Below are 26858 nucleotides of genomic sequence, written 5' to 3' on the forward strand. Positions count from 1 at the left end.
TCCTGGCGCAGCAGTCGGAGGTGCAGCCCGGTGGAGAGGTCGAGTTCCAGGCCGCGATCGGCGACGCAGAGCAGCACGTGGTCCGGTACGCTCCAGCGCTCCCGCCAGCGGTCGAACTCCAGCCGCCACTCCCGCTCCGGCATGGAGGTGTCGGCGAAGAACGGCGCGGACGGCCGCCAGCGGGCCGGGGCGAGCACGGTGCGTCCGTAGCGCACGCGCGGGGTGTACGGCGCCTGCTCCAGCGGGCCCCAGTCCCAGGTGAAGCCGGGCCGGACACCCGACAGGCGCAGCTCGCGCAGGAAGCGCCCCACGTTGCCGACCTGGGCCTGTGGGTTGAGCATGTTCCAGGCCAGCGGGACGATCCGGCGGCCGCTGCTCAGCCGCACCAGCTGGAGGCCGGTGAGGTCGGCTCCCACGGCGAGGTCGTCCAGCGGCACCGTGCCGGGGGCCGTGCGGTCGGCGAAGGCGCCGACGACGATCTGCCGGTCCAGCAGACGGCGGACCTGGTTGAGGTTGGCCGACCGCGACCGGGAGGCCCGCAGGACGAGTTGGGCGGTCTCGATGCTGTCGTCGCCAGTGCCGTCGTCAGTGCCGTCGTCAGTCGCGCTCTCGGCTTCCGCGCAGGCTGCCGCGATCCGCTGCGCGGCGTCCGGCAGCAGGTGGGAGAACCTGCCGATGGTCGCACCGGCGTGGTCCGCGCCGGTCTCCGGGGTCAGCCAGAGTCGGAACCGGCCGCGCGCCAACGCCTCGGCGGAGCCGGCCAGTACCCGGGCGTAGAGCTCCAGCGAGGCGGGCGGGGGCAGGTCGGTGTCGGGGCTGAGGCGCGCGAGCAGGCCGTCGTCGAGGACCACCTCGGATGCACCGGCCATGGCGGCGGCCTGGGCCAGCTCGATCCGCAGCGCGTCCGCGGGCGAGGGCTCGGGCCTGGCGGGCTGCTCGCGCTCGCTGGGCGGCATCAGGTAGCCGCCGGGCGCGCCGAGACCGCGGTCGGGGTCGAGCAGTTCGGTGAGGGGGACCAGCCGGTCGGTGCCGTAGCGTTCGACGAACTCGCCGTGGTACTGGGCCAGGTGGGGCGGCGCGCTGCGGGCGCGGGAGACCCGCCACAGTGCCTCGGCGGCGCGTTCGGCCTCGGCCGCCACCTCGGCGGGCAGCGTCACGTCGGCGTCCAGGGCCAGATCCACCTGGAGCCGGCGGTCGGTCTCGTGCAGGCGTCGCATCCGGCGCAGGACGGACGAGTAGTCGGTGCCGGGCCGGGCCGCGCCCAGTTCCCGGTGGACGGCGGCGAGTTCCGCCCGCTCGGGGCCGGCGGGCAGGCGGTCCAGGACGTGCGCCAGCGGGTCGGTGGCAGTGGTCGGCGGGCGCAGGTCGGTGAGCAGGAACTCGCGCTCGACCAGCTGCCCCAGCAGGCCGTTCACACGTTGTTCCGGGGTGCCGGGGAACCGCTCGCACAGCCGACGGCCCAGCTCGGCGAACTGGACGGGCTCCGCCGTCAGTTCCAGTACGGCGCGCACGGCGGGGGTGTGGCGGATGGAGACCTCGATGACGGTCCGGCCGGCCGTGGGCTCCGCGGCGTGGCGTTCGGGCACGTAGGGCAGGACGAGACGGTCGCCGCGGACGAAGGTGAGCTCGTTGGCGACGACCCGCAGCGCCGCCAGGGTGTCGGGCCTGGTCTCCAGGCCGGCGAGCAGCGCGCTCAGCCAGCCCATGTCGGGCCGGGCGACGGGACGGTGGGCGGTGCCGAGCCGTGCGCTCGCGTCACCGGGCTCGGGTGCGGGTGCGGCGGCCGTGGGTGCGGAGGCCGCCACCCGGACGGCGGCGACGCCGGCGAAGAGCCCGAAGGGTGTGGGCCGCGCGGCCATCCGGAGCTGGTAGCGGCTCAGCGAGAGCACGGCCTTGCGCAGGCGCTTCGGCTCGACGGCGCCTCCCTACCGCACCTTGTCCACGAGACGTGCCAGCGACGGGCTGGCCAGGGCGACGGCGGCCCGCAGCTCGGGGTCGGCACCGAGCCGGGCGAGCTGCCGGGACAGCTGTTCCGGCTCGTCGGCCGCCTCGGCGGGAAAATCCGCGAAGGTTTCCTCGATGCGGTTCCGAGGAAAGACCGGAGCCCGCAACAATGCGGTGTCCGCGCAGCGGAACAATGGAGTTCCAGCCCCTCGGAAAGGTGCGGTTGCGGGCATGCGAGAGCTCCTTGTTCAAACCCCTGGAAAACCTGGGGAATTTCCCGTCCTGAATACCGCCCCGGGCGGGCCGAAAGCCCGCCCGGGGCGCTCTGCGGCGACGGCTCAGCAGTGGAAGCCGTGGCTGCAGAAGCAGGTGCCCAGCGACGGGTGCTGCACGGCAGCGGCCTCGTCGCCCTGGCTGACGGTCTCCTTCAGGTCCAGGTCGAAGGCGTCGAACTGAAGCTCGGCGTCGGCGAAAACAATGTTCTGCATTATTTTCTCCCTTTCGGAATCAGCCGGTCCGTCCGGCTCGTGAATGACGCTACGAGGCTTTTCGATTTCCGTCAACCGAAGCCCCGTGGGGAATCTTTCGAGATTTGTGGCAAGGTGTCTTCGGGCATGCCGAAACCACGATCCGAAAGAAGGACATGGCATGGAGAATTCCATGATGGAAAACCGGGGGAAAGGCGCCGTCGAGCGGACGGCGGAGGAGGCGGTGGAGTCGGTCGCGCGGCTGCTGCGCGATCCCGACCGGGCGCCCGGAGTCATGGCGGCCCCGGGGAACGCCGATCCGTACCTCGGGGTGAGCCCGTGGTCAGCGGCGTCGCTCGGCGACGGCTACCCGGGCATCGCGCTGCTGTTCGCCCGGCTGGCACGGCAGGACCGGTCCTGGCGTCCGGTGACGCACGCCCAGCTGTCTTCGGCGGTTTCCCTGCTGGGTGGGGGGAGCGCGGCGGACAGCCTCTACCAGGGCGCGCCCGCGCTGGCCTTCGCGGTCCGTACGGCGGTCGCCGGCCCGGGGGACTACGCCGGGCTGCTCGCGGCCCTGGACCGCCGGGTGGCGGAGCGGGTCCATGTGCTGCTGACGCTGGAGCGGGCCCGGCTGGCCGCGGGGGAGCGGGGGCCGGCCATGGCCGCGTACGATGTCATCGGCGGTCTGACCGGGCTCGGCCGCTATCTGCTGGCCTGCGGTGACGGCCAACGGCCGCTGTTGGTCGCGGTGTTGGAGTATCTGGTCGAGCTGAGCCGGCCGCTGCGGATCGGTGGCCGCACGGTGCCCGGCTGGTGCGTGCCGGGGCCGCCCTCGCCCGGAGCGGATGCGCGGTTCCCCGACGGTCACCTCAACCTGGGCTTGGCGCACGGCGTTCCGGGGCCGCTGGCCCTGCTGGCGCTCGCCCGCCGCGAGGGAGTCGTGGTGCCGGGGATGGCCGAGGCCGCGCACCGGATGGCCCAGTGGCTGCTGGCACACCGCCGCCACGACGACGAGGGCGCTGGCGGCCCCGACTGGCCGGCCTCCCTCACCTCCGGGCACGAGCACCGGCCCGGTGGGGACCGGCCCGGCGGAGTCGACGCCCCCCGGGCCAGGGCCGCCTGGTGCTACGGAACGCCGGGCGTCGCCCGCTCCCTGCAACTGGCCGGGCAGGCGTTCGACGAGCCCGACTGGGAGGCCGGGGCGGTCCGTGCGTTCCACGCCGTGCTGGACCGGCCGCGCGAGCGGCGGGGCCTGCACGACGCCATGCTCTGCCACGGCGCCGCGGGTCTGCTCCAAGTCACCGCCCGGGTGGCCCGGGACAGCGGTGACGCGCGACTGCTGGCCCGGCTCGGACCGCTGGCCGAGGAGGTCATCGCCCACTACGACCCCGAGGCCGCGTTCGCCTTCCCCTGCCTGCCCCCGCCCGGCGCGGTCACACCCGGCGGGGAGCGGCCGACCTGGGCGCGCGACCGGGCAGGGTTCCTGGAAGGAGCGGCCGGCGTCGCGCTCGCCCTGGTCGACCACCTGGCGGGCGGCGCGGAGGAGGCCGGCGCCCTGCCGTGGGACGCCGCGCTGCTGCTCGCGTAGCGGCCGCCCCGGTGCGGGCGGGTCGGTGCGGTCTGCCGTCGGCGGGCCGCCCGGCCCGCCCGTTCGGAGCGGGTGTCGGGGCGCCTGCCCGAGCTGCGTGCAGGCGGAACCGGTCAGGATCATCGGAGGGTGTCTCGTTCTTCGGGGCACGTGAGATGCCGCCGCCGGTGCGCCGGTCAACCGGCGCGGGCGGTACGGGCGGTGCGGGCGAGTGGCGAACCACCCCGACCCCGGGCAGCACGGACTGCCGCCCGGATCAGGGCAGTTGGCGCACGTCGGGCCGGAGTCTCAGACGTGCACGATGGTGAGGGGAGTGCGGCGGTGACACGTACTATGACCGGGTTTCATCGCCCACCTCCCTCGGTTGCGCGCGGACAGGGCAGCGCCGGGCCCTCGTCGGACCCCTGCTGCCGGGTGGCGACACCCCTCACGTAAGAGCTTCGGCACTGCACGGCGTATCCCCACCCGAGCGGGCGGGAAGCCACTTCGGGTCACCCCTTAAGCCGAGGAGACCTGTCCTGACCCTGGGCGTCTCTCGACGTCGTCGGATCAGTGGCCTGTATCCGTGCAGACGCCTCACCGAACGAGGAGTCGCGTCGACAAGTAGACGCGCCCCCCGACCAGGGTGTCAAGCCGCTCCGACCCCCCGTCAGAACCGCCCGGACCGCCCGTCATCAGCACGTTTCCTCCGCGGCACAAACTGTTCGCCTGCGGCGCGGGCCCCGGTGGCCACTGACCGACAGAGGCCCTGCCGGAGGTGTCTCCGGCAGGGCCTCTGGCCTTCGGCGCGGGTCAGCTCCTGTGGCGGGGGAGCCGGTGGGACTCGACCGGTCGTCCGTCGGCGAGGTGCTCGGTGACGATGCGGCCGGCGACGGCCGGGTCGATCCTCCCGTACCAGACGTCGTCCGGCTGCACGCTGACGACGGGGGCCTGGTTGCAGGGGAACTGGCACCCCGTCTGGGTGACGAGCACGTCGTCGTCGCCGAGGCCGTGCTCGGTCAGCTTCTGTACCAGGGCGCGTAGCCCCTCCTCCGCGCCCTGGGCCGCGCAACGCGGGCCGCGGCACACCAGGACCTGGTGCCGGTGGCCGGGGACGTCCTCCCAGGCCGCGGACGTGAGGCCGGGCTCCTCGCCGGTGATGGCCTTCGTCACCGCGGCCACCGCGGGGACCGCGTCCGGTGAGTCGGCGAGGCGGGTCGCGACGAGGAGTTCGGGACGGTGGCCCGCGCGCTCGCGCCACCAGTGCGCCGCGATCCGCCGTAGCCAGGACTGGCCCGGGCCGGAAGCCGCGAGGCGGACGCCGATCACGACCACGGTCTCGGTGCCCGCGTCGGCCAGCCTGGTCAGCTCGGCCGACAGGGAGGGGTCCGCCTGCTGCAGGAAAGCGATCGAGGCCCGGTGCGACGCCGCGGTCCGGAGGAGTTCGTCACGACGGACGGCTTCCCCGATCGACATGCCGACCAGGAGCGTGGCACTGCGGCGGGCGGGTGCGCCTGGGGCGGGGAGGGTCATGGTGATGTCCCTTCGGGGAGCAGTCCGTTCCACCGGATGTGCGGCCTGTCGTGCCGGGGGTGTCGTTCCACGGTCACGTCGACGCCGTAGACGTGCGCGATCGTGGGCGAGGTGAGCACGTCGGAGCTGGGCCCGTGGGCGACCAGCCGGCCGTCGAGCAGGACGGCGACCTCGTCGCAGTAGGCGGCGGCGAGTTCGAGGTCGTGCAGCGCGGCCACCGTGGTGACGCCCAGCCCGCGCACGGCGCCGAGGAAGCCGAGTTGGTGGCGCAGGTCGAGGTGGTTGGTGGGCTCGTCGAGCAGGAGCACGCCGGGCTCCTGCACCAGCGCCCGCGCGAGCTGGACCCGTTGCCGTTCGCCGCCCGACAGCGTCGGCCAGGCCCGGTCGAGCAGGTGTCCGACGTCGGCCGCGGCAACGGCATCGGCGAACACGGACCGCTCGTGGGCGTCGGCGGCGGAGTCCATCGGCACGGGCCAGCGGCTGCGGTACGGCGTGCGTCCGAGCTCGATGACCTGACGGACCGGCAGTGACAACCGGGTGTCCGCCTGCTGCTCCATGAAGGCCACCCGTCGTGCTCGTCGGCGGGCCGTGAGGGCGTGGAGGTCCTCTCCGTCCAGGAGGACGCGCCCCGCGCTCGGCCGGGTCAGTCCGGCGACCGCGCGCAGCAGGGTGGTCTTCCCGGCGCCGTTGGGCCCGAGCAGGCCCGTGATCCGGCCGGGGGCGAACGCGAGCGAGACCGCGTCCAGCAGCGTGGCTCCGCCGATGCGCACGCGGAGCTCCTCCGCGCGCAGCTCGGCGGGCGGCGTCACGGTCACTGCGGTCCCCCCTCGGCCCGCCCCTGGCGCCACAGCAGCCAGGCGAAGAAGGGCGCTCCGAGTCCGGCCGTGATGACGCCGACGGGGATCTCCCGGTCGGGCAGGACCGAGCGCGCCACGATGTCGCTGCCCACCAGGAGGGACGCACCCACCAGTGCCGACACGGGCAGCAGGAGGGCGTGGCGCGGGCCGCAGACCAGCCGGACCACGTGCGGTACGACCAGGCCGAGGAACCCGATGACGCCGGTGTTGGCGACCAGGCACGCGGTCACCAGCGCGGCGGTGGCGACGAGGAGCCAGCGGGTGCGCTCGACGTGGACGCCGAGGGAGCGGGCGGCGGTCTCGCCGAAGGCGAAGGCGTCCAGGTCGCGGGCCGAGGAGGCCAGGACCGTGACGCCGACCAGCGCGACCGCGGTCAGGAAGACGGCGGTGGGCCAGCGCACGCCGGCGACCGAGCCGAGCGTCCACTCCATGACACCGCGCGCCGCGTTGCGGTCCCCGAGGACCAGCACGACGAACGAGGTGTAGGCCCCGCACATCTGCCCCACCGCGATGCCGGCGAGCACGGTCCGGGTGGTCGGTAGGGACCGGGTGCGGGCGCCGGCCAGTGCCAGGACGACGGCGGCGGCGAGCAGGGCACCGGCGAAGGCCGCCGTCGCCACCGCGCCGGTGCCCACGGCGCCGGTCACGCCGACGCCGAGGACGATCACGGTGACCGCGCCTGCGGCGGCTCCGTCGGAGATCCCGAGCAGGAAGGGATCGGCCAGGTCGTTCCCGGTCAGCGTCTGCAGCACCGCGCCGCAGACCGCGAGGCCTGCGCCGGTGGCAGCCGCTCCCAGAACCCGGGGCAGCCGCAACTGCCAGACGATCTGGTCGTCCAGCAGCGTGACGTGCTGGCCGCCCAGCCCGAGACGGCGCGCCACGACATCGATCACCGTCCGGACCGGCTCGGGTTGCGAGCCCACGGCCAGGCCGAGGAGCACGGTGGTCAGCAGCAGGGCCGCGCCGATGGCCAGGGCCGCCGTCGCGCGGCCCGGACCGGAGGGCCGCACGACGGGGCGGGGTTCGGTGGTCATGAACCCGGGTGCAGCTGGCCCAGCCCTGCGGACACCCGGGCGGCACCGTCGGCGAGCCGCACGCCGGGAGTCGACTCCGAGAACGGCACCACCACGAAAGCCTTGCGCTGCACGGCGGTGAGCTTGCTCAGCACCGGGTCGTTCTCCAAGTAGTCGATCTTGGACTGGGCGGTGTCCCAGCCGGCGTCCGCGACCACGATGGCGTCCGGGTCCGCCGCGACGACCTTCTCCCAGCTCACGTTCTGCCAGCCACCGGGCAGGTCCCCGAAGACGTTGCGGGCGCCCACGGCATCGAGCACGAGCTGAGGTCCGCCGTGGCCGGCACCGACGAACGGCGACTTGGTGTCCGAGTCGTACCACAGGACCTTCAGACTCTTGCCCGCGGCCGTCGCCGTGAACTGGGCGAGCTGCTGCTCCTGCTGCTGCTGGATCGCGGCGGCCCGCTCCGTGACACCGAAGACCTTGGCGACGTCGTTCAGTTCACCCCACACCGCCTGCCAGGTCGTCGGCGGCACCTGGCTCTTGTCCGAGCAGCCGAACGGGGACAGGTACGACGGGATGCCCTGGCCGCGCAGCTCGTCCCGGCTGCCCGCGACCTTGTCGGTGAACGCGCTGGAGTAGGAGGCGTACAGGAAGTCGGGACGGGCCGCGAGGAGCTTCTCCTTCGTCGGGTAGTCCTTGGAGAGCACCGGGACGGAGTCGTAGGCCGCCTTCCACTTCTCCGGGACGGAATCGTCGAGGTAGGCGGTACCGGCCATGCGGGACTGCAGGCCGAGGGACAGGGCCACCTCGGTGGCACCCTCGTTGAGCGTCACCAGCCGGGCGGGCGGCGCGCCGACCGTCACGGTCGTCCCGCAGTTGTCCACGCTCACCGGCGCGGCACTTCCGGCCGCCCCGCCGGACGTGGCGGGCGCGGGGGCGCCGGTGCAAGCCCCGAGCGCGCCGGTGAACAGGACGGCCGCGACCACCCGGCCGACACGTATCGGACCTGTGGGACGAACGGAACATATCGATCGAAACGGATACAGCAGACCGCTGGGCACGTGTTCTCCAAAACCCTCGTGGAACATGTCGCGCCGTGGCCGGTCTCCTGGCTTCCGCATCAACACGCCGCAGCCGACCTTCCCGGACGGCTCTTCCAGCCCGCCCAGTGGCCCTGACCGCTGGAAAAGCCGGTCAGCGAGGGCCGCGGAACTCCGCGGCAACAGTGGCGAGGGCCGCACCGGACTCAGACCGGTTTCCCGTACACCACGGCGATGGCAAGGTATCAGGCGTGGTCAGGTCGGTGCTGACCGGCTCAAGGACGCCCACCGGCCACGCGAAGCGCCGGCAGCGGCAGCGCCTTGACGGAGGTGTGTGTTCGGCCTGCCGGCTTTCCAGCGCGCTGTCACGCAGTGGCGGTGGCAGCTTCGGTGGCTCCGCCAGTTGAGGGTGACTGGAGGGAGCAGGCCGAGATCCGGACCGCGAGCTCCTCGTAGTCGACGGGTTCGCCACACAGCCGGCGTACGGAAGCAAGGCCCAGGCTGGCCTGTCCGGTGGCCTCCACGAGAGCACGGGAAGCAACGTAGAAGCGCCACTGGCCGATGTCGAGCGGGTCGTAGTCGGCGTGGGTGAGCGCGGTATGGAGGGCGAAGACGTAGACATCCGCGTTGTAGGACTGCTCTGCGGCGTCACCGTCCTCGGGAGTCCAGGTGCGTCCGCGCAGCCGGGAGAAGCGAATCTCCGACAGCTGACGCTGCCCCCAGGCTTGGAGGTAGGCGCTGGTCTTGACCTCGATCCTGAGCCCGTCAGGCGTCAGGACATCGAAGCTGTCCCATTCCATGTTGCGTGCCACAGCGCCGACGGCGCGGTGGACCAGGAATTCCGCGAGCAGGCCCCGGGTGGTGTTGGTTCGCAAGTCGGGCATCGCGTAGCGCCAGAAGTCCAGCACCGTCCCGGCATCGGTGCCGCGGAAGGCCTCGTTGCCGTCGAGCGGCGCCAGTTCGGCCGGGGTGTGCCAGGCGTTGGGGGCGGCGGAGTCGGAGAGCATTCCCCCAGCCTGACACGGGCGCCGGACGGGGAGGGCGGTATCGGGGGCAGCGCTCAAAGTCCACGGCGCTGTGCCCTCGCGCCCTCCCGGGCTGGAGAGCTGCTGTTTCCGCAGGTCAGAGGCCTGATTGCTGCCTCGAAGTGCCGCGGTTCCTCGGCGGCCGCAAGCGCAGCTGCGGCGAGTCCGCAGGACTCGGTCTGTGCCCGTGTGTTACTGGGTACGGAGGGGATCGACGGGGGAGTGGGTCGCGAGTGGCGAGAGGTCGGAGCCGGGGCGTGAGTGGTGAACTGCGGTATGACGATCTGGTGCGGCCGCTGCCGGAGTTGCTGAGGAGGCACACCGAACGGTCGGGGGACCGGGTCGCGTTCCACGACTTCTCGCGCGGTGTCAGCTACGCCGAGTTGGAGCGGCGGACCGGGCGGCTGGCCGGGTCGCTCGTGCGGGCGGGGGTCCGGCGCGGGGATCGGGTGGCGCTCTGCCTGGGCAACTGCGTGGAGCTGGTGGAGGGTTGCCTCGCCGTGCTGCGGGCGGGGGCGGTCGGTGTCCTGCTCAATCCCCGCTCCTCCGACGACGAACTCGACTACTACCTGCGGGACAGCGGCGCCTCGGCCATCATCACCGACCCCGCGCACCTCGCGCAGCTGCACCGCCTCGGCGCCGCGTACCGCGGCCTGCACACCGTGCTCACCGGGGCGGGCCCGATCCCCTCGAACGCCCCCGACGGCACCGTCCTCTTCGAGGCCGAAGCCGAGGCCGCGACCGGGAGCGGGAGCGACGGGCCCGCGGCCCCCGACGACCTGGGGCTCGACGATCCGGCCTGGCTGCTCTACACCTCCGGGACCACCCACCGCCCCAAGGGCGTGCTCTCCACACAGCGCAGCGCACTGTGGTCGGTGGCGGCCTGCTACGCGCCGCTCTTCGGGCTCTCCTCCGAGGACCGGCTGCTGTGGCCGCTGCCGCTGTTCCACAGCTTCGGGCACTCCCTCGCGATCCTGGGCACCACGGCCGTCGGCGCGAGCACCGCGATCGCCGGCGAACTGCCCACGCCCGGTGAGGCCTTGACGCCCGGCGACCTGTGGCGCACGCTGCGCACTCCGAGCGCCGCCCTCGGCGGGCCGTTCACCGTCCTGGCGGGCGTCCCCACGACGTACCACCGGTTGATGGCCTCGGCGAAGGACACCCCGCTCCCCGCACCGCGGCCCGGGCTGAGGCTCTGCGTCACGGCGGGCGCGCCGTGCCCGCCCGAGCTGCGCGGGGCGGTGGAGGAGACGCTCGGCGCGCCGCTGCTCGACGTCTACGGCAGTACCGAGACGTGCGGCGCGATCGCGGTGGCCCGCCCGAACGGCCCCCGGGTCGACGGGTCCTGTGGACTACCGGTACCCGGGGTCGAGGTTCGCGTGGTCGATCCGGACAGCGGCGTCGACGTCCTCGCGGGCGGCGAGGGCGAGATCTGGGTCAGCGGTCCGAATCTCATGACGGGCTACCACGACCAGCCGGAAGCGACGGCCGCCGCGCTGCGCGAGGGCTGGTACCGGACCGGGGACCTCGGCCGTCGCGCCGAACACGGCCACCTCGTCCTCACCGGCCGGGTCAGCGAACTGATCATCCGGGGTGGCGAGAACATCCACCCCACGGAGGTCGAGCACGTCCTGCGGGGCTGTCCCGGGGTGCGGGACGCCGTGGTCCTCGGCCTGCCGCACGGCGTCCTCGGCGAGGTCCCGGTCGCCTTCGTGGTGCCCGGCCCGGAAGGCCTGGACCCGCGGCTGGTGCTCGACGTCTGCCGCTCGCAGCTCGCGGAGCACAAGGTCCCCGTCGAGGTCCGCGAGATCGCGGCCGTCCCGCGCACGCCGTCGGGCAAGATCGTCCGCCATGCGGTGCTCAGCGACCCGGCTGCGGCGCCGGCCCCGGCCGGGGGTTCCCTGGGCCGCGGGCTGCTGCCGCTGCCCCGGGAGGAGCAGGAACGCGCGCTGTGCGAGAGGGTGTGCGCCGAGACGGCCCGGGTCTGCGGACGGGCGCCGGAGAGCGGGCCCGGGGCGGGCGGCTCCTTCGCGGACCGCTCGTTCGCGGACCTCGGGCTGACCTCGCTCGGCGCCATCGAGCTGATCGACCGGCTCGCGGCGTCGACCGGGCTGAGCCTGCCGACGACGCTGGTCTTCGACCACCCCACCCCGGCCGCCGTCGCCCGCCACCTGCACACCGAACTGTTCGCCGCCGCACCCGCCGCACCCGCCGCACCCGTACCCGTCGTACCTGCTGCACCCGCGCCCGCGCGCGCCACCGCACCGCGGACCGCCGAGCCGGAGGAGCCGTACGACCGGGACCCGGTGGTGATCGTCGCCATGGCCTGCCGCTACCCCGGTGGCGTGGAATCCCCCGAAGGGCTCTGGGAGTTGGTGTCGCAGGGCACGGACGCGATCTCGGACCTGCCGACCGACCGGGGCTGGGACCTCGCCGCCCTCTACGACCCCGACCCGGACCGGATCGGCACCTGCTACACGCGCAGCGGCGGATTCCTGCACAGCGCCGCGGAGTTCGACGCGGGCCTGTTCGGCATCTCGCCGCGCGAGGCGTTCGCCATGGACCCGCAGCAGCGGCTGCTGCTGGAGGTCACCTGGGAGGCGTGGGAGCGGGCCGGGATCGACCCGGCGTCCGTCCGGGACAGCGACACGGGCGTCTTCCTCGGCGTGATGTACGGCGACTACGCCTCCCGCTTCACCGAGCACGAACTGGAGGCCCACCTCGCTCTGGGCTCGGCCGGCAGCGTGGCCTCCGGCCGGCTCTCCTACGTGTTCGGCCTGCGCGGGCCCGCGATCACCGTCGACACGGCGTGCTCGTCCTCGCTGGTCGCCGTGCACCAGGCGGCCCAGGCGCTGCGCTCGGGCGCGTGCTCGCTGGCGCTGGCCGGCGGCGTCACGGTGATGGCGACGCCCAACCCGCTGGTCGCGTTCAGCCGCCAGCGCGCCCTCGCACCCGACGGCCGGTGCAAGTCCTTCTCGGCCACGGCGGACGGCACCGCCTGGGCCGAGGGCGCCGGGGTGCTGCTGCTGGAGAGGCTTTCCGACGCGCGCCGCAACGGACACCCGGTGCTGGCCGTGGTGCGCGGCAGCGCCGTCAACTCCGACGGCGCGTCCAACGGCCTGACCGCGCCCAACGGCCGCGCCCAGCAGCGCCTGATCCAGCTGGCGCTGGCCGACGCCGGGCTGCGCGCGCACGAGGTGGACGCCGTGGAGGCGCACGGGACGGGCACCGCGCTCGGTGATCCCGTCGAGGCGCGGGCGCTGCTCGCCGGCTACGGCCGGGGCCGGGGGCCGGAGGAGCCCCCGCTGTGGCTGGGCAGCGTCAAGTCCAACCTCGGACACACCCAGGCCGCCGCCGGAGTCGCCGGGATCATCAAGATGGCCCAGGCCATGCGGCACGGCGAGTTGCCCAGGACCCTGCACGTGGCAGCCCCCACCCCGCACGTCGACTGGTCCGCGGGCCGGGTCGAGCTGCTGACCGCCGCCCGGCCGTGGCCCGCGCCCGCCGGCCGGCCGCGCCGGGCCGGCGTGTCGGCCTTCGGGATCGGCGGCACCAACGCGCACGTGATCATCGAGGAGCCGGCCGCCGCCGACCGCGCCCCGCTGCAGGAACCCGCGCGGCCCCAGGGGCTGGCGGTGCCGTGGCTGGTCGGCGGTGCCGACGAGGCGGCCCTGCGGGCCCAGGCGCGACGGCTGGCCGACCACGTCGCCGCCCGGCCGGGCCTCTCGTCGGCGGACGTGGGCTTCTCGCTGGCGGTGTCGCGGTCGGCGCTCACGCACCGGGCGATGGTGCCGGCCGCGGACCGCGAGCGCATGCTGGCCGGACTCCGGGCGATCGCCGACGGCACGCCCGCCGACGGCACGCCCGGCGCCGGGGCGTTGACGCGCCTGGCCGACCCGCGCACCCGCACCGCCTTCCTGTTCACCGGGCAGGGCGCGCAGCGCACGCGGATGGGCGAGGAGCTACGGGAGGCGTTCCCCGCGTTCGCCGAGGCCTTCGACGAGGTCTGCCACGCGCTGGACGGCGAACTCGACCGGCCGCTGCGCACGGTGATCCGTGCCGAGCCGGGCTCGCCGGACGCCCTGCTCGACCGCACGGACTTCACCCAGGCCGCCCTGTTCGCCTACGAGGTGGCGCTCTTCCGGCTGGTGGAGTCCTGGGGCGTGCGGGCCGACTTCCTGGCGGGGCACTCCGTGGGCGAGTTGGCGGCCGCGCACGTCGCCGGGGTGCTGGACCTCTCCGACGCCGTACGCCTGGTCGCGGCGCGCGGGCGGCTGATGCGGGCGCTGCCGGACGGCGGGGCGATGGTGGCCCTCGACGCGGCGGAGCACGAGGTCCTGCCCGAACTCGTGGACGTGGCCGACCGCGTGGCGATCGCCGCGGTCAACGGACCGCGCGCGGTGGTGGTCTCCGGCGCGCGGGACGCGGTGCTCGCCGTCGCGGCGCGGTTCGAGGCCCGCGGCCGCCGCAGCACGCGGCTCAAGGTCGGCCACGGCTTCCACTCGCCGCTGGTGGACCCGGTGCTCGACGAGTTCCGCCGCGTCGCCGAGACGCTGGAGTTCCGGCCGCCGCGGATCCCGGTGGTCTCCACCGTGACGGGATCTCGGGCGGCGCCCGAGGAACTGGGCTCCGCGGACTACTGGGTGCGGCACGCGCGGCTTCCCGTCCGGTTCGCCGAGGCCGTGGAGTGGCTGGGCGCCAACGGCGTCGGGGGCTTCCTGGAACTCGGCCCGCAGCCCGTGCTCACCGCGTACGCGCAGGAGTGCCCGACCCCGCAGGACGGCGGCCCGGTGTTCCAGGACGGCAGCGGCCCGGTGTTCGCCTTCGCGGCCCGCGACGGCGAGCGGGAGCCGGACACGCTGCTGGCGGCCGTGGCCCGGCTCCATGTGCGCGGCGCCGGCGTCGACTGGCCCGCGGTGTTCGCGGAGCGCGGGCTGCGGCGCGTGGAGCTGCCGACCTACGCCTTCCAGCGCCGGCGGTACTGGCTGGACCCCCTGCGCCCGGCCGGGGCCGGGGCCGGGGCCCACCCGGGCCCCGGCGAGCATCCGCTGCTCGGCCCGCCGTTCGAGGTGCCGGGCACCGGGCGCACGGTGCTCTCCGGCCTGCTGTCGGCGAGTGCCCAGCCGTGGCTCGCCGACCACGTCGTCGGCGGGGCGCCGCTCGTGCCGGGGACGGCGTTCGTCGAGATGGCTGTGCGCGCGGGCGACGCGGCCGGCTGCGGCACGCTGGAGGAGCTCGTGATCCTGCGGCCGCTCGCGCTGCCCGCTGCGGGGGTACGGGTCCAGGTCGTGGTGGGGGCGGTGGACGACTCCGGTCGGCGGTCCGTCGAGATCCACGCGCGACCGGTGGAGGCCGCCGAGGCCGCCGATCCCGCCTGGACGCCGCACGCCACCGGCCTGCTCACCCGCACGCCCGAGCCGGGCACGGCACCGGAGGGGCACGGCCTGACGCAGTGGCCGCCGCCCGGCGCCGCGGAGATCGATCCCGCCGGCGCCTACGAAGCCGCGGCGGAGCGCGGTCTGGCCTACGGGCCCGCGTTCCGCGGCGTGCGCGCGCTGTGGCGGCGGGGTGCGGAGGCGTTCGCGGAGGTCCGGCTGCCCGAGCCGTGGACGGCCGAGGCGGACCGGTACGGCATCCACCCCGCGCTCCTGGACGCCGCCGCGCACGCCTCGATGCTCGCCGCGCACGCCCCGGGAACCGACCCGGGCGGGGGCGCGGACGCGGACGGGGGCGCGGGCGGCGCCCGGGTGCCGTTCCAGTGGAGCGGCGTGTGCCTGCACGCCGCCGCGGCGTCGACGGTGCGGGTGCGGATCGCGCCGGTCGGCGAGGCAGGCCCCGCCTCGGAAGGCGGCGCGCTCTCGATCACGCTCGCCGACCCGGCGGGCCGCCTGGTGGCCCGCGTCAACTCCCTCTCCACCAGGGAGCTTCCGGCCGGACACCGCGACCCCGGACAGGACATCGCCCAGCGCGCCCTGCTGCGCCCCGACTGGGTCCCCGTCGCACTGCCCGGCGGGGCACCGCAGTCAGCGGGCTGGACGGTCCTCGGGCCGGACCAACTGAACCTCGGCGCCTTCGTCCCCTTCGCCGGCCCGTCCTCGCCCGCGGCCGGCGCGGACGCCACCGCCCCGCCCCGCCACCTGGCGCTCACCGCCGTCGGCTCGGAATCGGAAACGGACCGCGGCCCGCTGGCCGACGTCCACCTGCTGACCACCCGGGTGCTCAAGGCCCTACAGGACTGGCAGGACGATCCGGTCACCGCGGGCTCGCAGCTCGTGGTGGTGACGCGGAACGCCACCGCACCCACGCCGGACCTGGCGGGAGCCGCGGTCTGGGGGCTGGTGCGTACGGCGCAGTCGGAGTTGCCGGGGTGCGTGGTCCTGATCGACGTGGACGAGGACCCCGCCTCCCTGCGCCTGTTGCCCGCGGCGGCCGCCAGCGCCGAGCCCCAACTCTCCCTGCGCGCCGGGCGGGCGACGGTGCCGCGGCTGGTCGGCGTCCCGGCGACGGTCCACCTGCCCGAGCCCTGGCCGGCCGAGAGTGCCCAGCCCCGCCGCTCCGGTGCCTTCGACCCGGACGGCACGGTGCTGATCACCGGCGGCACCGGAGCACTGGGCGCGGACCTGGCCGGGCACCTGGTCGACGCGTACGGGGTCCGCCACCTGCTGCTGACCGGGCGGCGCGGCCCGCACGCACCGGGCGCCGACGCCCTGCGCGCGAGTCTGGCGGAGCGGGGCGCGCAGGTCAGGATCGTCGCGTGCGACGTGGCCGACCGGGCCCGGCTCGCCGAGCTGATCGAGCAGTGCGACCCCCCGCTGACCGCCGTCGTGCACGCCGCCGGGGTCCTCGACGACGGAGCGCTGGCCGCGTTGTCCCCCGAGCGGCTGGCGGCGGTCCTGCGGCCGAAGGCGGACGCGGCCTGGCACCTGCACGAGTTGACCCGCGACCGGGGCCTGTCGGCCTTTGTCCTGTTCTCCTCGATCTCGGGCGTGCTGGGCCGGGCGGGCCAGGGCAACTACGCCGCGGCGAACGCGTTCCTGGACGCGCTCGCCCAGCACCGGGCCGCCGCCGGTCTGCCCGCCGTCTCGCTGGCGTGGGGCATGTGGGGTCACGACGCGGGCATGGCAGCCCAGTTGACCGAGGGCGCGGGGCACCCGAGGCCCGACGACGTGGTCCGGGCGTTCACCCCCGCCCAAGGGTTGGCCCTGTTCGACGCGGCACTGCGGACGGGAGCCCCCGTACTCGCGCCGGTCCTGCTCGACCGGGCCGCGCTGCGCGCCGCCGCAGGGCAACTACCGCCGCCGCTGCGCGACCTGGCGCGCCACGGTCGGCCCGCCGCCGAAGTGCAGAGCGGTGAGACCGAACCGCCGCCGGGCGGCCGGGAGGGCTCGGAGCCCGGGGCGTGGCGCACGCTGCTGGCCGGGCTGCCCGCCGAGGAGCGCGGGGCCGCGCTCACGGAACTGCTGCGCGGCGACGTGGCCGCGGTGCTCGGCTACTCCGGCGCGCAGGACCTGCCCGCCGGCAGGACCCTGGCCGAGCTCGGCTTCGACTCCCTGACGGCCGTCCAGTTCCGCAGCCGACTGAGTACGGCCCTGCGCCTGCGGCTGCCCGCGGCCGTCGTGTTCGAGCACCCGGCGATCGAGGACCTCGCCAGTCACGTACTCGACCTGCTCGACGATCTGTCCAACGACCTGCCCGACGGCACACCGCGTGAGCAGCCCGGCCGACGGCCCGCACCGCTCACCGGCCGTCCCGCGCAGACGCTCGCGGCGCTGTACCGCGCGCTCTGCGAGCAGGGCCGGCCGGCGGCCGCGATGCACCTGGTGGTCGCGGCTTCCTCGGCCGCCGCGACGTTCGGCGCCGACGACGCCGCGGAGCACGCCGTGCCGCCGCTGCGCCGGGCCCGGGGCCGCGCCGGCTCCCCGGTCGTGGTCTTCTTCCCCGACCACCGTCCGCTCCCCGCATTCCCGGGAGGCGGGTTCGCGGCCCTGCACGCCTGCTTCGATGGCGAGTTGGAGGTCCTGGAGTTCCCACACCCGGGCATCGGCGCGGGGTACGCCGTTCCGGCCGACCGGGAGACGCTCGCCCGCCTCCACACCGAGACGGTGCTGCGGCACGTCGGCAACCGGCCCGTCGTCCTGGTCGGTGCTTCCGCCGGGGGCGCCGTCGCGCACGCCGTGACCCGACGCCTCGAACTCAGGGGATCCGCTCCCCTGGGGCAAGTACTGATCGACACGTATCTCGTCCACCAGGGCAACCACTCCACGGACTGGCTGACCGCCCTGGCCGCCCCACCGGCCCCGTACCTCGCCGCGGACGTGAGCGCGGACGGGTCCACCGGAGACGAGGACGCCGCCGTCGCGGCCATGGGCGCCTACACCGGGCTCTTCCTGGACTGGCGCCCGGAGCCCGTGAACACCCCGACCCTCCTCATCGGCGCCGCGCGCCCGACCCCGCTGATGGCGGCGCGCGCGGACGGCGACTCCTGGCGCACGTCCTGGCCGCTGCCACACGAGCGCGTCGAGGTGCCCGGCAACCACCTCTCCCTGGCACGGGAGGACGCCGCCACCACGGCAGCCGCGATCCGCACCTGGATCGACTCCCTCACCCACCCCGGTTAAGTCCTGCCTTTCGGATCAGTGTGTGCAGCCGGGGGAACGGGAAGTCGGCCCGTCCGACTTCCCGCTCCCCCGGAACCGGTCGCCGGGTGCGCGGGCGAACCCCGTTCGGGTGAAGCGCCGGACGGCCCGGTGGAGGCAGTGCCGGGGCGGGGTAACGGGTGATCGGGAGTCATGGGAAGCCGCGCGACGCGGGGTTCCCGGGCTCCCGTCGATGCCCCCTGACGAACCCAGCACGGGAGTCCCCTCATGCACCTGCGCTTCAGCCCGCGCGCGGCGGTCGTGGTCACCGCCGGCGTCCTCGCCCTGTCCCTGGTCAGCCCCTCCACGGCCTCGGCGGCCCCCGGCGTCGTGATCATGGATCGCGGGGGCGAACGGGAGGAGGTCACGGACCCGGTGCCCGGCGAGTGCCACCGCGGCCTCGGCAACGACACCACGATCGTGAACTTCACCAGCGGCCCCATCCGGCTGTTCACCGACCGCAACTGCCGGTCGAGGATCTCTTCCCTGCTGGACCCGGACGGGGCCCGGGAGAACGTGAACGTCGGCAGCTTCATGGCCATCACCTGACCACCGCCCCACCCGTTCACCTGCCGCCGGACCGGCTGCAAGGCGGTCCGGCGGCCGTACCCGAGTCCCCCGCGCCGCCGGCCCCCACGGTGCCGTGCAGATGCGGCAACAGGGCCTCCTGGAAAGCTTGTTGGCGTAGATACCCTTCGCGAGCTACCAAGAGGCCCTGTTTTCATGCGCGGTTGCCGCCACAGGCACCCGATCGAGACTCCGGTTCGACGATGCCGCCCGTGTACAGCGCTCAGCTCTGCGGACTCAGTCCCACCACGGCGAGCCGAAGCAGCCGGTCCGCCCAGGCGGCGGAGCTGGGCTGGTGTTCAGTGGCGAGGACGATGCCGACGGCCGGCGTGATCAGGTCCGTGACGGTGACGCCCGTCGGCCAACAGATCATCAGTGATCCATCAGTGATCCATCAGGGAACTGTCAGGAACCCGGGGCGCGGCGTTCGGGCCGACCTAGCATCCGAGCATCGTCTCTTCCCCACGGACGATCTTCACCACTCTCAGTGATCGAGGTACTTCGGCATGCGCGGTCTCTCCCGCCGGTCCCACACGCTCGCCCAACGTGCCGTCGCGGGCGTCCTGCTGTCGGGTCTGGCCGTTGCCGGCCTGATGGTCTCGCCGCAGCGGGCCGCCGCAGCCGACTGCGACGGCCAGAGCAGCGTGGGCGGCGGCAACTGCACCACGGCCCTGATCAACTCCATCGGTGCGATGATCGGCGGCTTCCGCAGTGCGGCCCTCCAGGCGCAGGCCGACAACGCCGCGTTCACCCAGGGCATGGCCAGCCAACTGAGTGCCGCGGCTCCCGGCTACAACGTCATGGTGTTCAAGTACGACGGCACCGACCTCTACGACACCATCTGGTTCCGCAACGTGTACGAGGCGAACATGAACGGGGTGCTGGTCGACACCACCGTCAAGCTGCAGCACCACGACTCGCAGGGCGGGCCGGCCGGCTACGACGACTTCCGCATCTGGGTCTTCGCGGGTGACTCGACCTTCACCAACAAGGGCGACGGCGGGTACGGGAACTGGGCGTTCGTCGGCTCCGACTCCGACCGGACCGTGAGCACCACCAGGTCGTGTGTGCTGATCCGCTGCGTCGACAGCAAGCGGATCATCCACTTCCCCGCCCGCGACATCACGGTCCCGGGCGTCCCCAAGAGTGGTGGCACCCCGATCACCGACACCCCGGGCACCCCCGGCATCCCCGCGCACGATGACGGCGATGACGGTGATGACGACGGCAACGGCAACGACGACGGCGGCGACGACGGCGGCGACACCAGCACCACCCCGGCCGTCCCCGCGCACCAGGGCGGCGGCAAGGGTGGAGGCGGCAAGGGTGGCAGCGGTGGTGGTGCCGCCATCGCCGGGCTGCACCACCCCAAGGTGAAGAACGGTCGGGGTCCGGTGGTCACGGGGTCCTCGATCCTGGCCGCCGCCAGCGGCGCCAAGAACTCCGCCTGGCAGTTCACCGCCCTGGGCAACGGCCGGTACAAGATCACCAGTGCCGTCTCCGGGCTCGCGCTGACCGAGAACACCAAGACCTTCTTCGCCGAGGCCAAGCCCTGGACCGGCGCCGATGCGCAGAAGTGGCAGCTCGTCAGCGCAGGCGGCGGCCAGTACCAGATCCGGATCACCGACCAGGACTGCCTGACCTACGACGAGGACGCCAAGGCGCTCGGCGTCTGGACCTGCAACAACGCCTGGAACCAGCAGTGGAAGCTCCAGTAGCGGTCACCCGCGCACGCTGACCCGACGCACCCCGACCCGGCACCCGCCCGGGTCGGGGTGAGGCCGTATTCGAACAGTGCCTGGTGGCCGCCGATTCCAGCCTCCGATCACGCGGTGGTGTGGCCGGTGATCAGTTCCAGCAGGCGGTACACGGCCTCGTCCACTCCCGGGCGGTGTACGGCGACCACGGCGGTCTCCAGGTGGGGCGACTCTCCCCGCAGCGGGACATAGGCGACTCCGCGCTCGTGACGGACTGGGCGATACGCGGACACCCCTACGGCTGCCGGGCGCTCGTCGTCCTGCTGGTGTTCGGCATGGTCTTCGGTCTGACGGTCGTCGTCGCCGAATCCGTGATCAAGATTGGAGCAGCAGGTCGTTGACCGGTACCTCGACCTGCTCCGCGACCGGTAGGGGCCCCGATTCTGCGGGCGGCTGCGCGCGAAGGCGCCGGGCTGGCAGGATCGCCCGCATGAGGATTCTCGTGCTGGGCGGTGGCTGGTTCCTGGGCCGGGCGGTCGTGAGTGGCGCGCTGGAACGAGGTTGGGAGGTGACCACGTTCACGCGCGGCCTGTCCGGTGTCCCGGTGCCCGGAGCGGTCGCGGTGCACGGCGACCGGGAGCGGCCGGAGGACATGACGCGATTGGCCGAGCACGGACCGTGGGACGCCGTGATCGACACCTCCGCCTCCGAGCTGTCGCCCCGCGCCGTGCTGGGTGGCACCCGGGCCCTGGAGCCGGTCGTCAGCCGGTACGTCTACGTCTCCACGGTGTCCGTCTACGAAGGCTGGCCCATCGAGCCTCTGACCGTGGACTCGCCCGTGCTGGATGCCCCGGCCGACGCCGGACCGGAGTACGGACAGCTCCCAGAGGGGTGGACAGGCCCAGACACGTACTACGGACGGCAGAAGGCCGGCGCCGAGCGGGCAGTGACCGAAGCATTCGGCCTCACCCGTACGAGTCTGCTCAGGCCGGGCGTCATCCTCGGGCCCGGCGAGTACGTCGGCAGGCTGCCGTGGTGGCTGCGCAGGGCTGAGCGAGGAGGCCGCATCCTCGCGCCGGGCGATCCGGCGAAGTCGATCCAGCCAGTCGATGTGCGGGACGTGGCGGCCTTTGCGCTCGATCAGGCCCAGCGTGTCGGGCACCAGGTTCACAACGTCACCGCGCCGGTGGGCTGCGAGACGATGGGCGGTTTCCTCCAAGCGTGCATGGACGTGACCGGCAGCTCCGGCGAGTTGGCGTGGGTCACCGATGAGGTACTGCTCCGCAGCGGCCTGCGCCAGTGGACAGAGATCCCGCTCTGGCGGACACACCCAGGCGTGTGGGCCGTCGACTCGTCGTCGGCGATCGCGGCCGGCTTCCCCCGTCGGCCGCTGGCGGAAACCGTCGCAGACACGTGGTCCTGGCTCCTCCAGGGCAACATGCCCGTTCCGCATCAGCGGTGGGACGAACACGGGATTGCCCCGGACAAGGAGCGCGCCGTTCTGGAGGGTGCCCGCTAGCCGATCCCCCCGTCGATGGCGAGCCGCACCGCGCCGGGTCCGAGGGTGCGCGGTGCGGCAACCAGCGTAAAGTCGTCGATCTGCTCTGCGAGGTCCCGCGCGACCAGGGCGTCGCGGAAGCTCGGCGAGGCCAGCTCCGCCCGGACCGCGTTCACCCGGCCTACGAGGCCGGCCCCGCGCCACTCCCTCGGCAGACTCAGTACGGGACGCATGGCCTCAGCGGCACCGTCCAGGTCACGCCGCATCAACAGGGCCGTCGCCAGGTCCGCGCCGGCTTGCGGGGCAACCGCGAGCGGTGTGGAGGCCGAGGACTGGGAAGCGATCAGTTCCAGCGACCGCAGGGCGGAGGCCTCCGCGCCGACCCCGTCCCGCAAGAGAAGCAGGGTTGTGCTGTTGCTCATGGCGACGCGTTCCACGCTGAAATCGAACTCACCTGCGATCCCATCGTGGAGATCGTCCACGGCGGGGCCTCGATCGGCCAAGCTTCGATCTATTGCTGCGTGGGCCTCCGCGGCCCGGCCGAGGTGCGCATACGAGCGGGCAGCGATTGCCGCCAGCCTCGCCTGGCCCGTGGCACCAACCCCTCGGAACGAATGGGCCCGCTCGATCTGGCGAACCGCCTGGGCGGGGTTGCCGCCCCAGTAGTACAACAGGGCGAGGTAGCCGTGGGCGTACGCCTGGAGCGGCCCGTGCTCCGCCACCTGGCCGTACAGGGCAGAGGCACGCATCAGTTCAACTGCGGTCGGCATCGAGCCGAGATCGAACGCGCAGGCACCCAGGAGCGCCGATGCCTGGCCGGCGACGACGTAGAGGCGGCCTCGTTGGGACAACAGCTGCGTACGGTCGAGCATCACGGTGGCAAGGCCGAGCAGTTCCTTGGCCGCCATGAAGATCTCGTGGGGAGGGGTGGTGGTGTTTGCTCGGACCAGGCGTACCAGGTCGTCCTCGAGTTGGTCGAGGCTGAGGTCGGGAAGCAACTGTGAGGCCACGTCGGCGGCGTGGGCGCGGGCATCTCGTGCGGTCATGGCGAGTTCTCTTTCATCGAGCACTGGAGTGGGTACTGCGCGCAGTACCTTTGCCTGCTCGTCGGTGCAGGGCGCGAAGAGTTCGGCGACGGGCTTGCCGTACATCCGCTCGAGAATTGCGGGTGCCGGGTGGTGAGGCCGGGCAACTTGTCCGGCACGCCACCGCGTGAAGCTCTTGTCCGTCAGAACGACGTTTCTGAAGGCGATATCCCCGGTCCGCTCGTAGAGGAGCGCCGCGACCCGCCGGTACTCGGCCAGGAAGCTCCGGAAATCCATGCGGGCCTCGGTGACTAAGACATCGAACAAAGTGTTCATCGCGTCGCGGTCCCTTCGGGGCCGCAGCCCCAGCTGCGAACTACTTCATCCCCTTGCCTACCACCTCCGGACCGGTGGCCACACAGGTGATGCGGAAGTGTCCACGAACTGTCCGCAGCTTGTCCCTGGTCTCACCCGAACGAGGAGCAAGTGTCCCTGCTTCGTGGGTGGTTCTGTCTCCGCACCCCAGTCCATGGTTGATCCCCGTAAGCGAACTGTAACGGGGCGTCAAGACGCTCCCGATGACGGGAGCGATGCACATGGTGGCCGTCGAACAGCCGCGATCTCTCCACCACTGGGAGGCCACGCTGACGGCAGAGGCGGCCGCGGCCTCCACGGCACGCCGAATGGTGGGCTCAGTGCTCAGAGAGTGGGGATGGGAGAACGACCGGGCATCCGACCTGGTCCTCATCGCCTCGGAACTGGTGACAAACGTCGTTCGGCACGCCAGCCGGTCGCGCGGCAGTATCGGTCTGCACCTTCAGGAGACCGGCGGCGACTGCCGGATCGAGGTTCTGGACTACCGCCCTGACCTGCCGCTGCCGGAAACTCCGGTTGCCCGCGGCGAGTGTGGCCGGGGGCTGCTCCTCGTCCGCGAGCTGGCGGACGGAACGGGTGTGGTAACGACGGCCACGACAAAGAACGTGTGGGCAAGGGGCCTTCTTGCCGTTGACGATACGCCGAGGCGCACTCCGTGAAAACCGTGATCAGACGGGCCATGAGGACCGTCGGCTGGCAGCGTCGCCGAACGCCGCCTACTCCCCGGTCGGCGCCCACCCGGGCCGAGGCGGAACGCCCCACCGCCCCGGGCGTCTTCACCGCGAGCGGCCCTGGAGGCCGGCCGCACCGTTCTGGTGCACCGCCACCGCCTACTACACCTTCGGCCAGCCACTGACGCTGTGGACGGCGGCGGCGCGCGACGTCCGGACGGCCGTCAGGGACGTCATCCACCACATGTGCGTCCTCGAACTCGCCAACCTGGCCGCCCAGATGGGACCCGTCCTGCCCTCTTCCACGCCGACAGCCGCGCCATCCTGCTCGAAGCCCTCCGGACCCACCACGGCCAGCCGGCCGCCCCGCCGATCGGGCGCCGCGAACTGTCCATCCTGATGTGCAGCGCGATGCTGCGCGCAGTCGGCCAGGAGTGGACCGAACAAGGTGACGTCTGGGCGCGGGTCGCAGCATGGTCGTCTTCCACTGGAACCGCGCCGGAGTATCCACGGCAGACCAAGCGGTCCTCGCCCGCGCGGCCCGCAGCCACATCCTCGGCGCCCCCGCGCCCCCCACCCATGAAACAGCCGACCAGCCGTTCCCAGCACAAGCGAGCCGCTGAAAACTGCGCGCAAGTCAGGAGCTCGGCTATCGAACTCCCATCCCGGGCTGTTGGTTGAGGTTCACCCCGCCCGGGGCGGGGCATCACCCCTGCCGCACGGCAGGTACTCGCTGCGCCCCCGGGCGCAGCGGGAACAGCACCGCCTCTACAAGCCGAACAGAGAAAGGACGCTGACCATGGGAGACGAGAACAAGGGTGGACCGAACGACGGCAAGGGCGGCGGGCACGCCAAGCCCGGCTCGCCGGCCATCGGCCCGAACCCCTCGAAGGACGGCCAGCAGCCGACCCCGGCACCGAAGCACAAGAAGAGTTGACCCCCGAACAGCAGCGGGCCGCATTGGTGGCGTCGCTCACCGACGCCGGTTCCCTGCCCCCCGGATGGGCTCCGGCCGTGGCGGCCGTGCCGCGACACGTGTTCCTCCCCGACACCATCTGGGCGGACGAGGACGGTGGCGACACCGAGTGCAGCCGGACCAGGGAACCCGAGCGGTGGATGCGGCTCGCCTACAGCGACCTGCCGATCGTCACGCAGTGGGACGACGGTGTCGAGGACGGCGGCCACCGTACTCCCACGTCGTCGGCATCCATGCCCACCATGGTGGCCGAGATGCTGTCCGACCTGGACGCGGTCCCCGGACACCGGGTGCTCGAAATCGGGACGGGCACCGGCTACAACGCGGCGTTGTTGGCGCATCGCCTGGGCGCCGAGATGGTGTCCACCGTCGAGGTGGACGCGCAGGTCACCGCGCAAGCCCGCACCGCACTTCGCAGGACCGGCTACACCCCCGAAGTCGTGTGCGGGGACGGATCGTTCGGCTGGGGCGTACGCGCCCCGTACGACCGGATCATCTCCACCGTGTCCCTGCGGGACGTCCCGCCCGCCTGGGTAGCTCAGACCCGGCCGGGCGGGGTGATCGTCAGCCCCGTCTCACCGCTGCTGGGCGGCGGGGCGATCGTGCGGCTCGCGGTGGGCGACGACGGGACGGCGAGCGGTCCGTTCACCCGATCGGCGGCGTTCATGATGCTGCGCCAGCAGCGCTACCAGGGCACTCCGGTGGACGGCTACCTGCCCGGTGAATGGCCGGGCGACTCCGCGCAGTCCTGGACGAGCCTCGACCCCGAAGCCATCGGGGGCGACTGGCTTGCACAGTTCGCCTGCGCCCTCGCCCTGCCGGACGTGTACTACCGGCGCAACGAGTTCGGTGACGGCGGCTGGACGTGGTGGCTGTTCGACACGGCCGTCACGTCCTGGGCAACGGTCGACTCCGTGCCCGGGGAATCCCGGTTCGAGGTCCGCCAGTCCGGGCCCCGGCAACTGTGGGACGAGACGGAGGCCGCCTACACCCAGTGGACGGCCGCCGGACGCCCCGGCTACGAGCGGTACGGGCTCACGGTGACACCTGCCGGACAGGCGGCCTGGTTGGACAAGCCCGGCAATCCCCTCCCGGGGCACCCCAAGTAGAGCGGTAGCCGGGCCCCTGCTCGCGCAGAGCGGGAATCGGCTCCAGGCCGGGTCAGCAGTTCGGAACGGGGTCGGTCTCACTGGTGATGGCGGTGTCCTTCATGAAGCCGAGCTGGCCGTTGTCGGCGACGGTCATCAGCCAGCGGGTCGGGTGCGGCCCGCCGACCCAGGCCTGGTTGTCCTCCTTGCAGTAGAACCAGCTGGGGTCGGAGTTCATGTAGCCGACGACGGTGTCGGGGTCCGGGTAGATGTGATTGTTGCCGACCACGCCGTACACGGGGGAGCCGGGCACGTTGTGGCAGTACCACCGGTTGCTCTCCCCGGGCCAGCAGTTGTCGGCCGCCGAGGCGGACGGCGCGGCCACGACGCCCAGGCTGACAGCGAGGACGGTGGCAGCAGCGGCGGTGGTGATCCTGGCGGCACGAGCGGTGCTGAACATGTCTCACTCCTGGAGTTGTGCCTGCGAGTCGGCCCGGACCGCAGCATGCCCAGCAGCCCAGGCATGTCACACATTCGATACGAGCGATAACGCAAAGTAGCTGATTCTCGGGGGTTCGTGGCCGAACGTATTCGATCGCACGCACGGACGTCGGGGCGGGTGTTCGCCCCTGCCGCATCACCCGTCGACGATGCCAGCCGCCGGCCCCCGCGAGGGACTGCCCGGCGAGGGCGGCCCTGCGGAAGCGGCCGCCGGGAAACCGATTAGGTGATCGCCGCCTGGTGCCGTACGGTCGGTACTACCGACGCGGGGTGGAGCAGCTCGGTAGCTCGCTGGGCTCATAACCCAGAGGTCGCAGGTTCAAATCCTGTCCCCGCTACCACGAACGCCGAAGGGGCGGACGCGCACTGCGCGTC

Annotated in this window: 19 protein-coding genes, 1 tRNA gene, 1 pseudogene and 2 riboswitches; of the genes and pseudogenes, 10 read left to right on the plus strand and 11 right to left on the minus strand. The window is 73.1% G+C overall.

The features are described from left to right. Positions 1 to 20: 20 nt before the first annotated feature. From ACFWPT_RS31000 to ACFWPT_RS31010, 3 genes and pseudogenes are all read right to left on the minus strand, one after another. A pseudogene (locus ACFWPT_RS31000) lies at positions 21 to 1904 on the minus strand (lantibiotic dehydratase family protein); the annotation flags it as partial. Between the two features lie 21 nt (positions 1905 to 1925). After that, positions 1926 to 2177: a hypothetical protein gene (locus tag ACFWPT_RS31005; RefSeq protein WP_380485818.1), complete on the minus strand. Its 252-nt coding sequence runs from the start codon at positions 2175 to 2177 to the stop codon at positions 1926 to 1928. A gap of 105 nt (positions 2178 to 2282) precedes the next feature. Then, positions 2283 to 2432 (minus strand): hypothetical protein, encoded by a 150-nt coding sequence (locus tag ACFWPT_RS31010; RefSeq protein WP_380380475.1) that lies wholly within the window; start codon positions 2430 to 2432, stop codon positions 2283 to 2285. 160 nt (positions 2433 to 2592) lie between these two features. Between ACFWPT_RS31010 and ACFWPT_RS31015 the strand changes: the two genes are divergently transcribed. Then, positions 2593 to 3999, plus strand: coding sequence for a lanthionine synthetase C family protein (locus tag ACFWPT_RS31015; RefSeq protein ID WP_380485820.1), 1407 nt, complete (start codon positions 2593 to 2595; stop codon positions 3997 to 3999). 417 nt (positions 4000 to 4416) lie between these two features. Then, positions 4417 to 4594: riboswitch (M-box (ykoK) riboswitch) on the minus strand. Between the two features lie 197 nt (positions 4595 to 4791). Here ACFWPT_RS31015 and ACFWPT_RS31020 read toward each other — a convergent pair. The 5 genes from ACFWPT_RS31020 to ACFWPT_RS31040 form a co-directional block, all read right to left on the minus strand. Next, a complete protein-coding gene (locus ACFWPT_RS31020; protein WP_079136529.1) occupies positions 4792 to 5511 on the minus strand; it encodes a ferredoxin in 720 nt (239 codons plus the stop codon). Beyond that, a complete protein-coding gene (locus tag ACFWPT_RS31025) occupies positions 5508 to 6326 on the minus strand; it encodes an ABC transporter ATP-binding protein (RefSeq protein WP_079136528.1) in 819 nt (272 codons plus the stop codon). Before ACFWPT_RS31025 ends, ACFWPT_RS31020 begins: the two co-directional genes overlap by 4 nt. Then, entirely contained in the window at positions 6323 to 7402 is a 1080-nt protein-coding gene (locus ACFWPT_RS31030) for an iron ABC transporter permease (protein ID WP_063352369.1), read from the minus strand. The genes ACFWPT_RS31025 and ACFWPT_RS31030 overlap by 4 nt, the downstream gene beginning before the upstream one ends. Further along, positions 7399 to 8370: an ABC transporter substrate-binding protein gene (locus ACFWPT_RS31035; protein WP_380485823.1), complete on the minus strand. Its 972-nt coding sequence runs from the start codon at positions 8368 to 8370 to the stop codon at positions 7399 to 7401. The genes ACFWPT_RS31030 and ACFWPT_RS31035 overlap by 4 nt, the downstream gene beginning before the upstream one ends. 94 nt (positions 8371 to 8464) lie before the next feature. After that, positions 8465 to 8670, minus strand: a riboswitch (cobalamin riboswitch). A 119-nt stretch (positions 8671 to 8789) separates the two neighbouring features. After that, the gene (locus tag ACFWPT_RS31040; protein WP_063352368.1) at positions 8790 to 9431 is read right to left on the minus strand and encodes a hypothetical protein; all 642 of its coding nucleotides are present in this window, start codon (positions 9429 to 9431) and stop codon (positions 8790 to 8792) included. A 275-nt stretch (positions 9432 to 9706) separates the two neighbouring features. Between ACFWPT_RS31040 and ACFWPT_RS31045 the strand changes: the two genes are divergently transcribed. Together ACFWPT_RS31045 and ACFWPT_RS31050 are read left to right on the plus strand one after the other, a co-directional pair. Then, a complete protein-coding gene (locus ACFWPT_RS31045) occupies positions 9707 to 18067 on the plus strand; it encodes a type I polyketide synthase (RefSeq protein ID WP_380485825.1) in 8361 nt (2786 codons plus the stop codon). Positions 18068 to 18313: 246 nt separating this feature from the next. Further along, on the plus strand, positions 18314 to 18634 hold the full coding sequence (locus ACFWPT_RS31050; RefSeq protein WP_380380689.1) for a hypothetical protein: 321 nt from the start codon (positions 18314 to 18316) through the stop codon (positions 18632 to 18634). 241 nt (positions 18635 to 18875) lie between these two features. Here the strand turns inward: ACFWPT_RS31050 and ACFWPT_RS31055 are convergent, their stop codons facing one another. Beyond that, positions 18876 to 19025 carry a hypothetical protein gene (locus tag ACFWPT_RS31055; protein ID WP_380380691.1) on the minus strand — a complete coding sequence of 50 codons (150 nt, stop codon included), beginning with the start codon at positions 19023 to 19025 and terminating at the stop codon, positions 18876 to 18878. A 133-nt stretch (positions 19026 to 19158) separates the two neighbouring features. Here ACFWPT_RS31055 and ACFWPT_RS31060 point away from each other — a divergent pair, with 133 nt between their 5' ends. The 3 genes from ACFWPT_RS31060 (at position 19159) to ACFWPT_RS31070 (ending at position 21868) form a co-directional block, all read left to right on the plus strand. Continuing rightward, the gene (locus ACFWPT_RS31060; RefSeq protein WP_380485827.1) at positions 19159 to 20370 is read left to right on the plus strand and encodes an RICIN domain-containing protein; all 1212 of its coding nucleotides are present in this window, start codon (positions 19159 to 19161) and stop codon (positions 20368 to 20370) included. Positions 20371 to 20489: 119 nt separating this feature from the next. Beyond that, positions 20490 to 20750 carry a hypothetical protein gene (locus ACFWPT_RS31065; protein WP_380380695.1) on the plus strand — a complete coding sequence of 87 codons (261 nt, stop codon included), beginning with the start codon at positions 20490 to 20492 and terminating at the stop codon, positions 20748 to 20750. Positions 20751 to 20839: 89 nt separating this feature from the next. After that, the gene (locus ACFWPT_RS31070; protein WP_380380697.1) at positions 20840 to 21868 is read left to right on the plus strand and encodes an NAD-dependent epimerase/dehydratase family protein; all 1029 of its coding nucleotides are present in this window, start codon (positions 20840 to 20842) and stop codon (positions 21866 to 21868) included. Here ACFWPT_RS31070 and ACFWPT_RS31075 read toward each other — a convergent pair. Then, positions 21865 to 23208, minus strand: a complete 1344-nt coding sequence (locus tag ACFWPT_RS31075) for a tetratricopeptide repeat protein (protein ID WP_380485829.1) — start codon at positions 23206 to 23208, stop codon at positions 21865 to 21867. The two genes, ACFWPT_RS31070 and ACFWPT_RS31075, sit on opposite strands and share 4 nt — an antisense overlap. 260 nt (positions 23209 to 23468) lie before the next feature. Here ACFWPT_RS31075 and ACFWPT_RS31080 point away from each other — a divergent pair, with 260 nt between their 5' ends. From ACFWPT_RS31080 to ACFWPT_RS31090, 3 genes are all read left to right on the plus strand, one after another. After that, on the plus strand, positions 23469 to 23906 hold the full coding sequence (locus ACFWPT_RS31080; protein WP_380485831.1) for an ATP-binding protein: 438 nt from the start codon (positions 23469 to 23471) through the stop codon (positions 23904 to 23906). Positions 23907 to 24717: 811 nt separating this feature from the next. Next, entirely contained in the window at positions 24718 to 24855 is a 138-nt protein-coding gene (locus tag ACFWPT_RS31085; RefSeq protein ID WP_159398702.1) for a hypothetical protein, read from the plus strand. 86 nt (positions 24856 to 24941) lie between these two features. Next, positions 24942 to 26003 (plus strand): methyltransferase domain-containing protein, encoded by a 1062-nt coding sequence (locus tag ACFWPT_RS31090; protein WP_380485833.1) that lies wholly within the window; start codon positions 24942 to 24944, stop codon positions 26001 to 26003. Positions 26004 to 26055: 52 nt separating this feature from the next. Here ACFWPT_RS31090 and ACFWPT_RS31095 read toward each other — a convergent pair whose 3' ends face one another. After that, a complete protein-coding gene (locus ACFWPT_RS31095) occupies positions 26056 to 26442 on the minus strand; it encodes a hypothetical protein (protein ID WP_380380706.1) in 387 nt (128 codons plus the stop codon). Between the two features lie 305 nt (positions 26443 to 26747). Here ACFWPT_RS31095 and ACFWPT_RS31100 point away from each other — a divergent pair. After that, positions 26748 to 26824: transfer RNA gene (locus ACFWPT_RS31100), tRNA-Met, on the plus strand. Positions 26825 to 26858: the final 34 nt, after the last annotated feature.

The organism is Kitasatospora sp. NPDC058478, from assembly GCF_042720345.1.
Taxonomy (GTDB): Bacteria; Actinomycetota; Actinomycetes; order Streptomycetales; family Streptomycetaceae; genus Kitasatospora.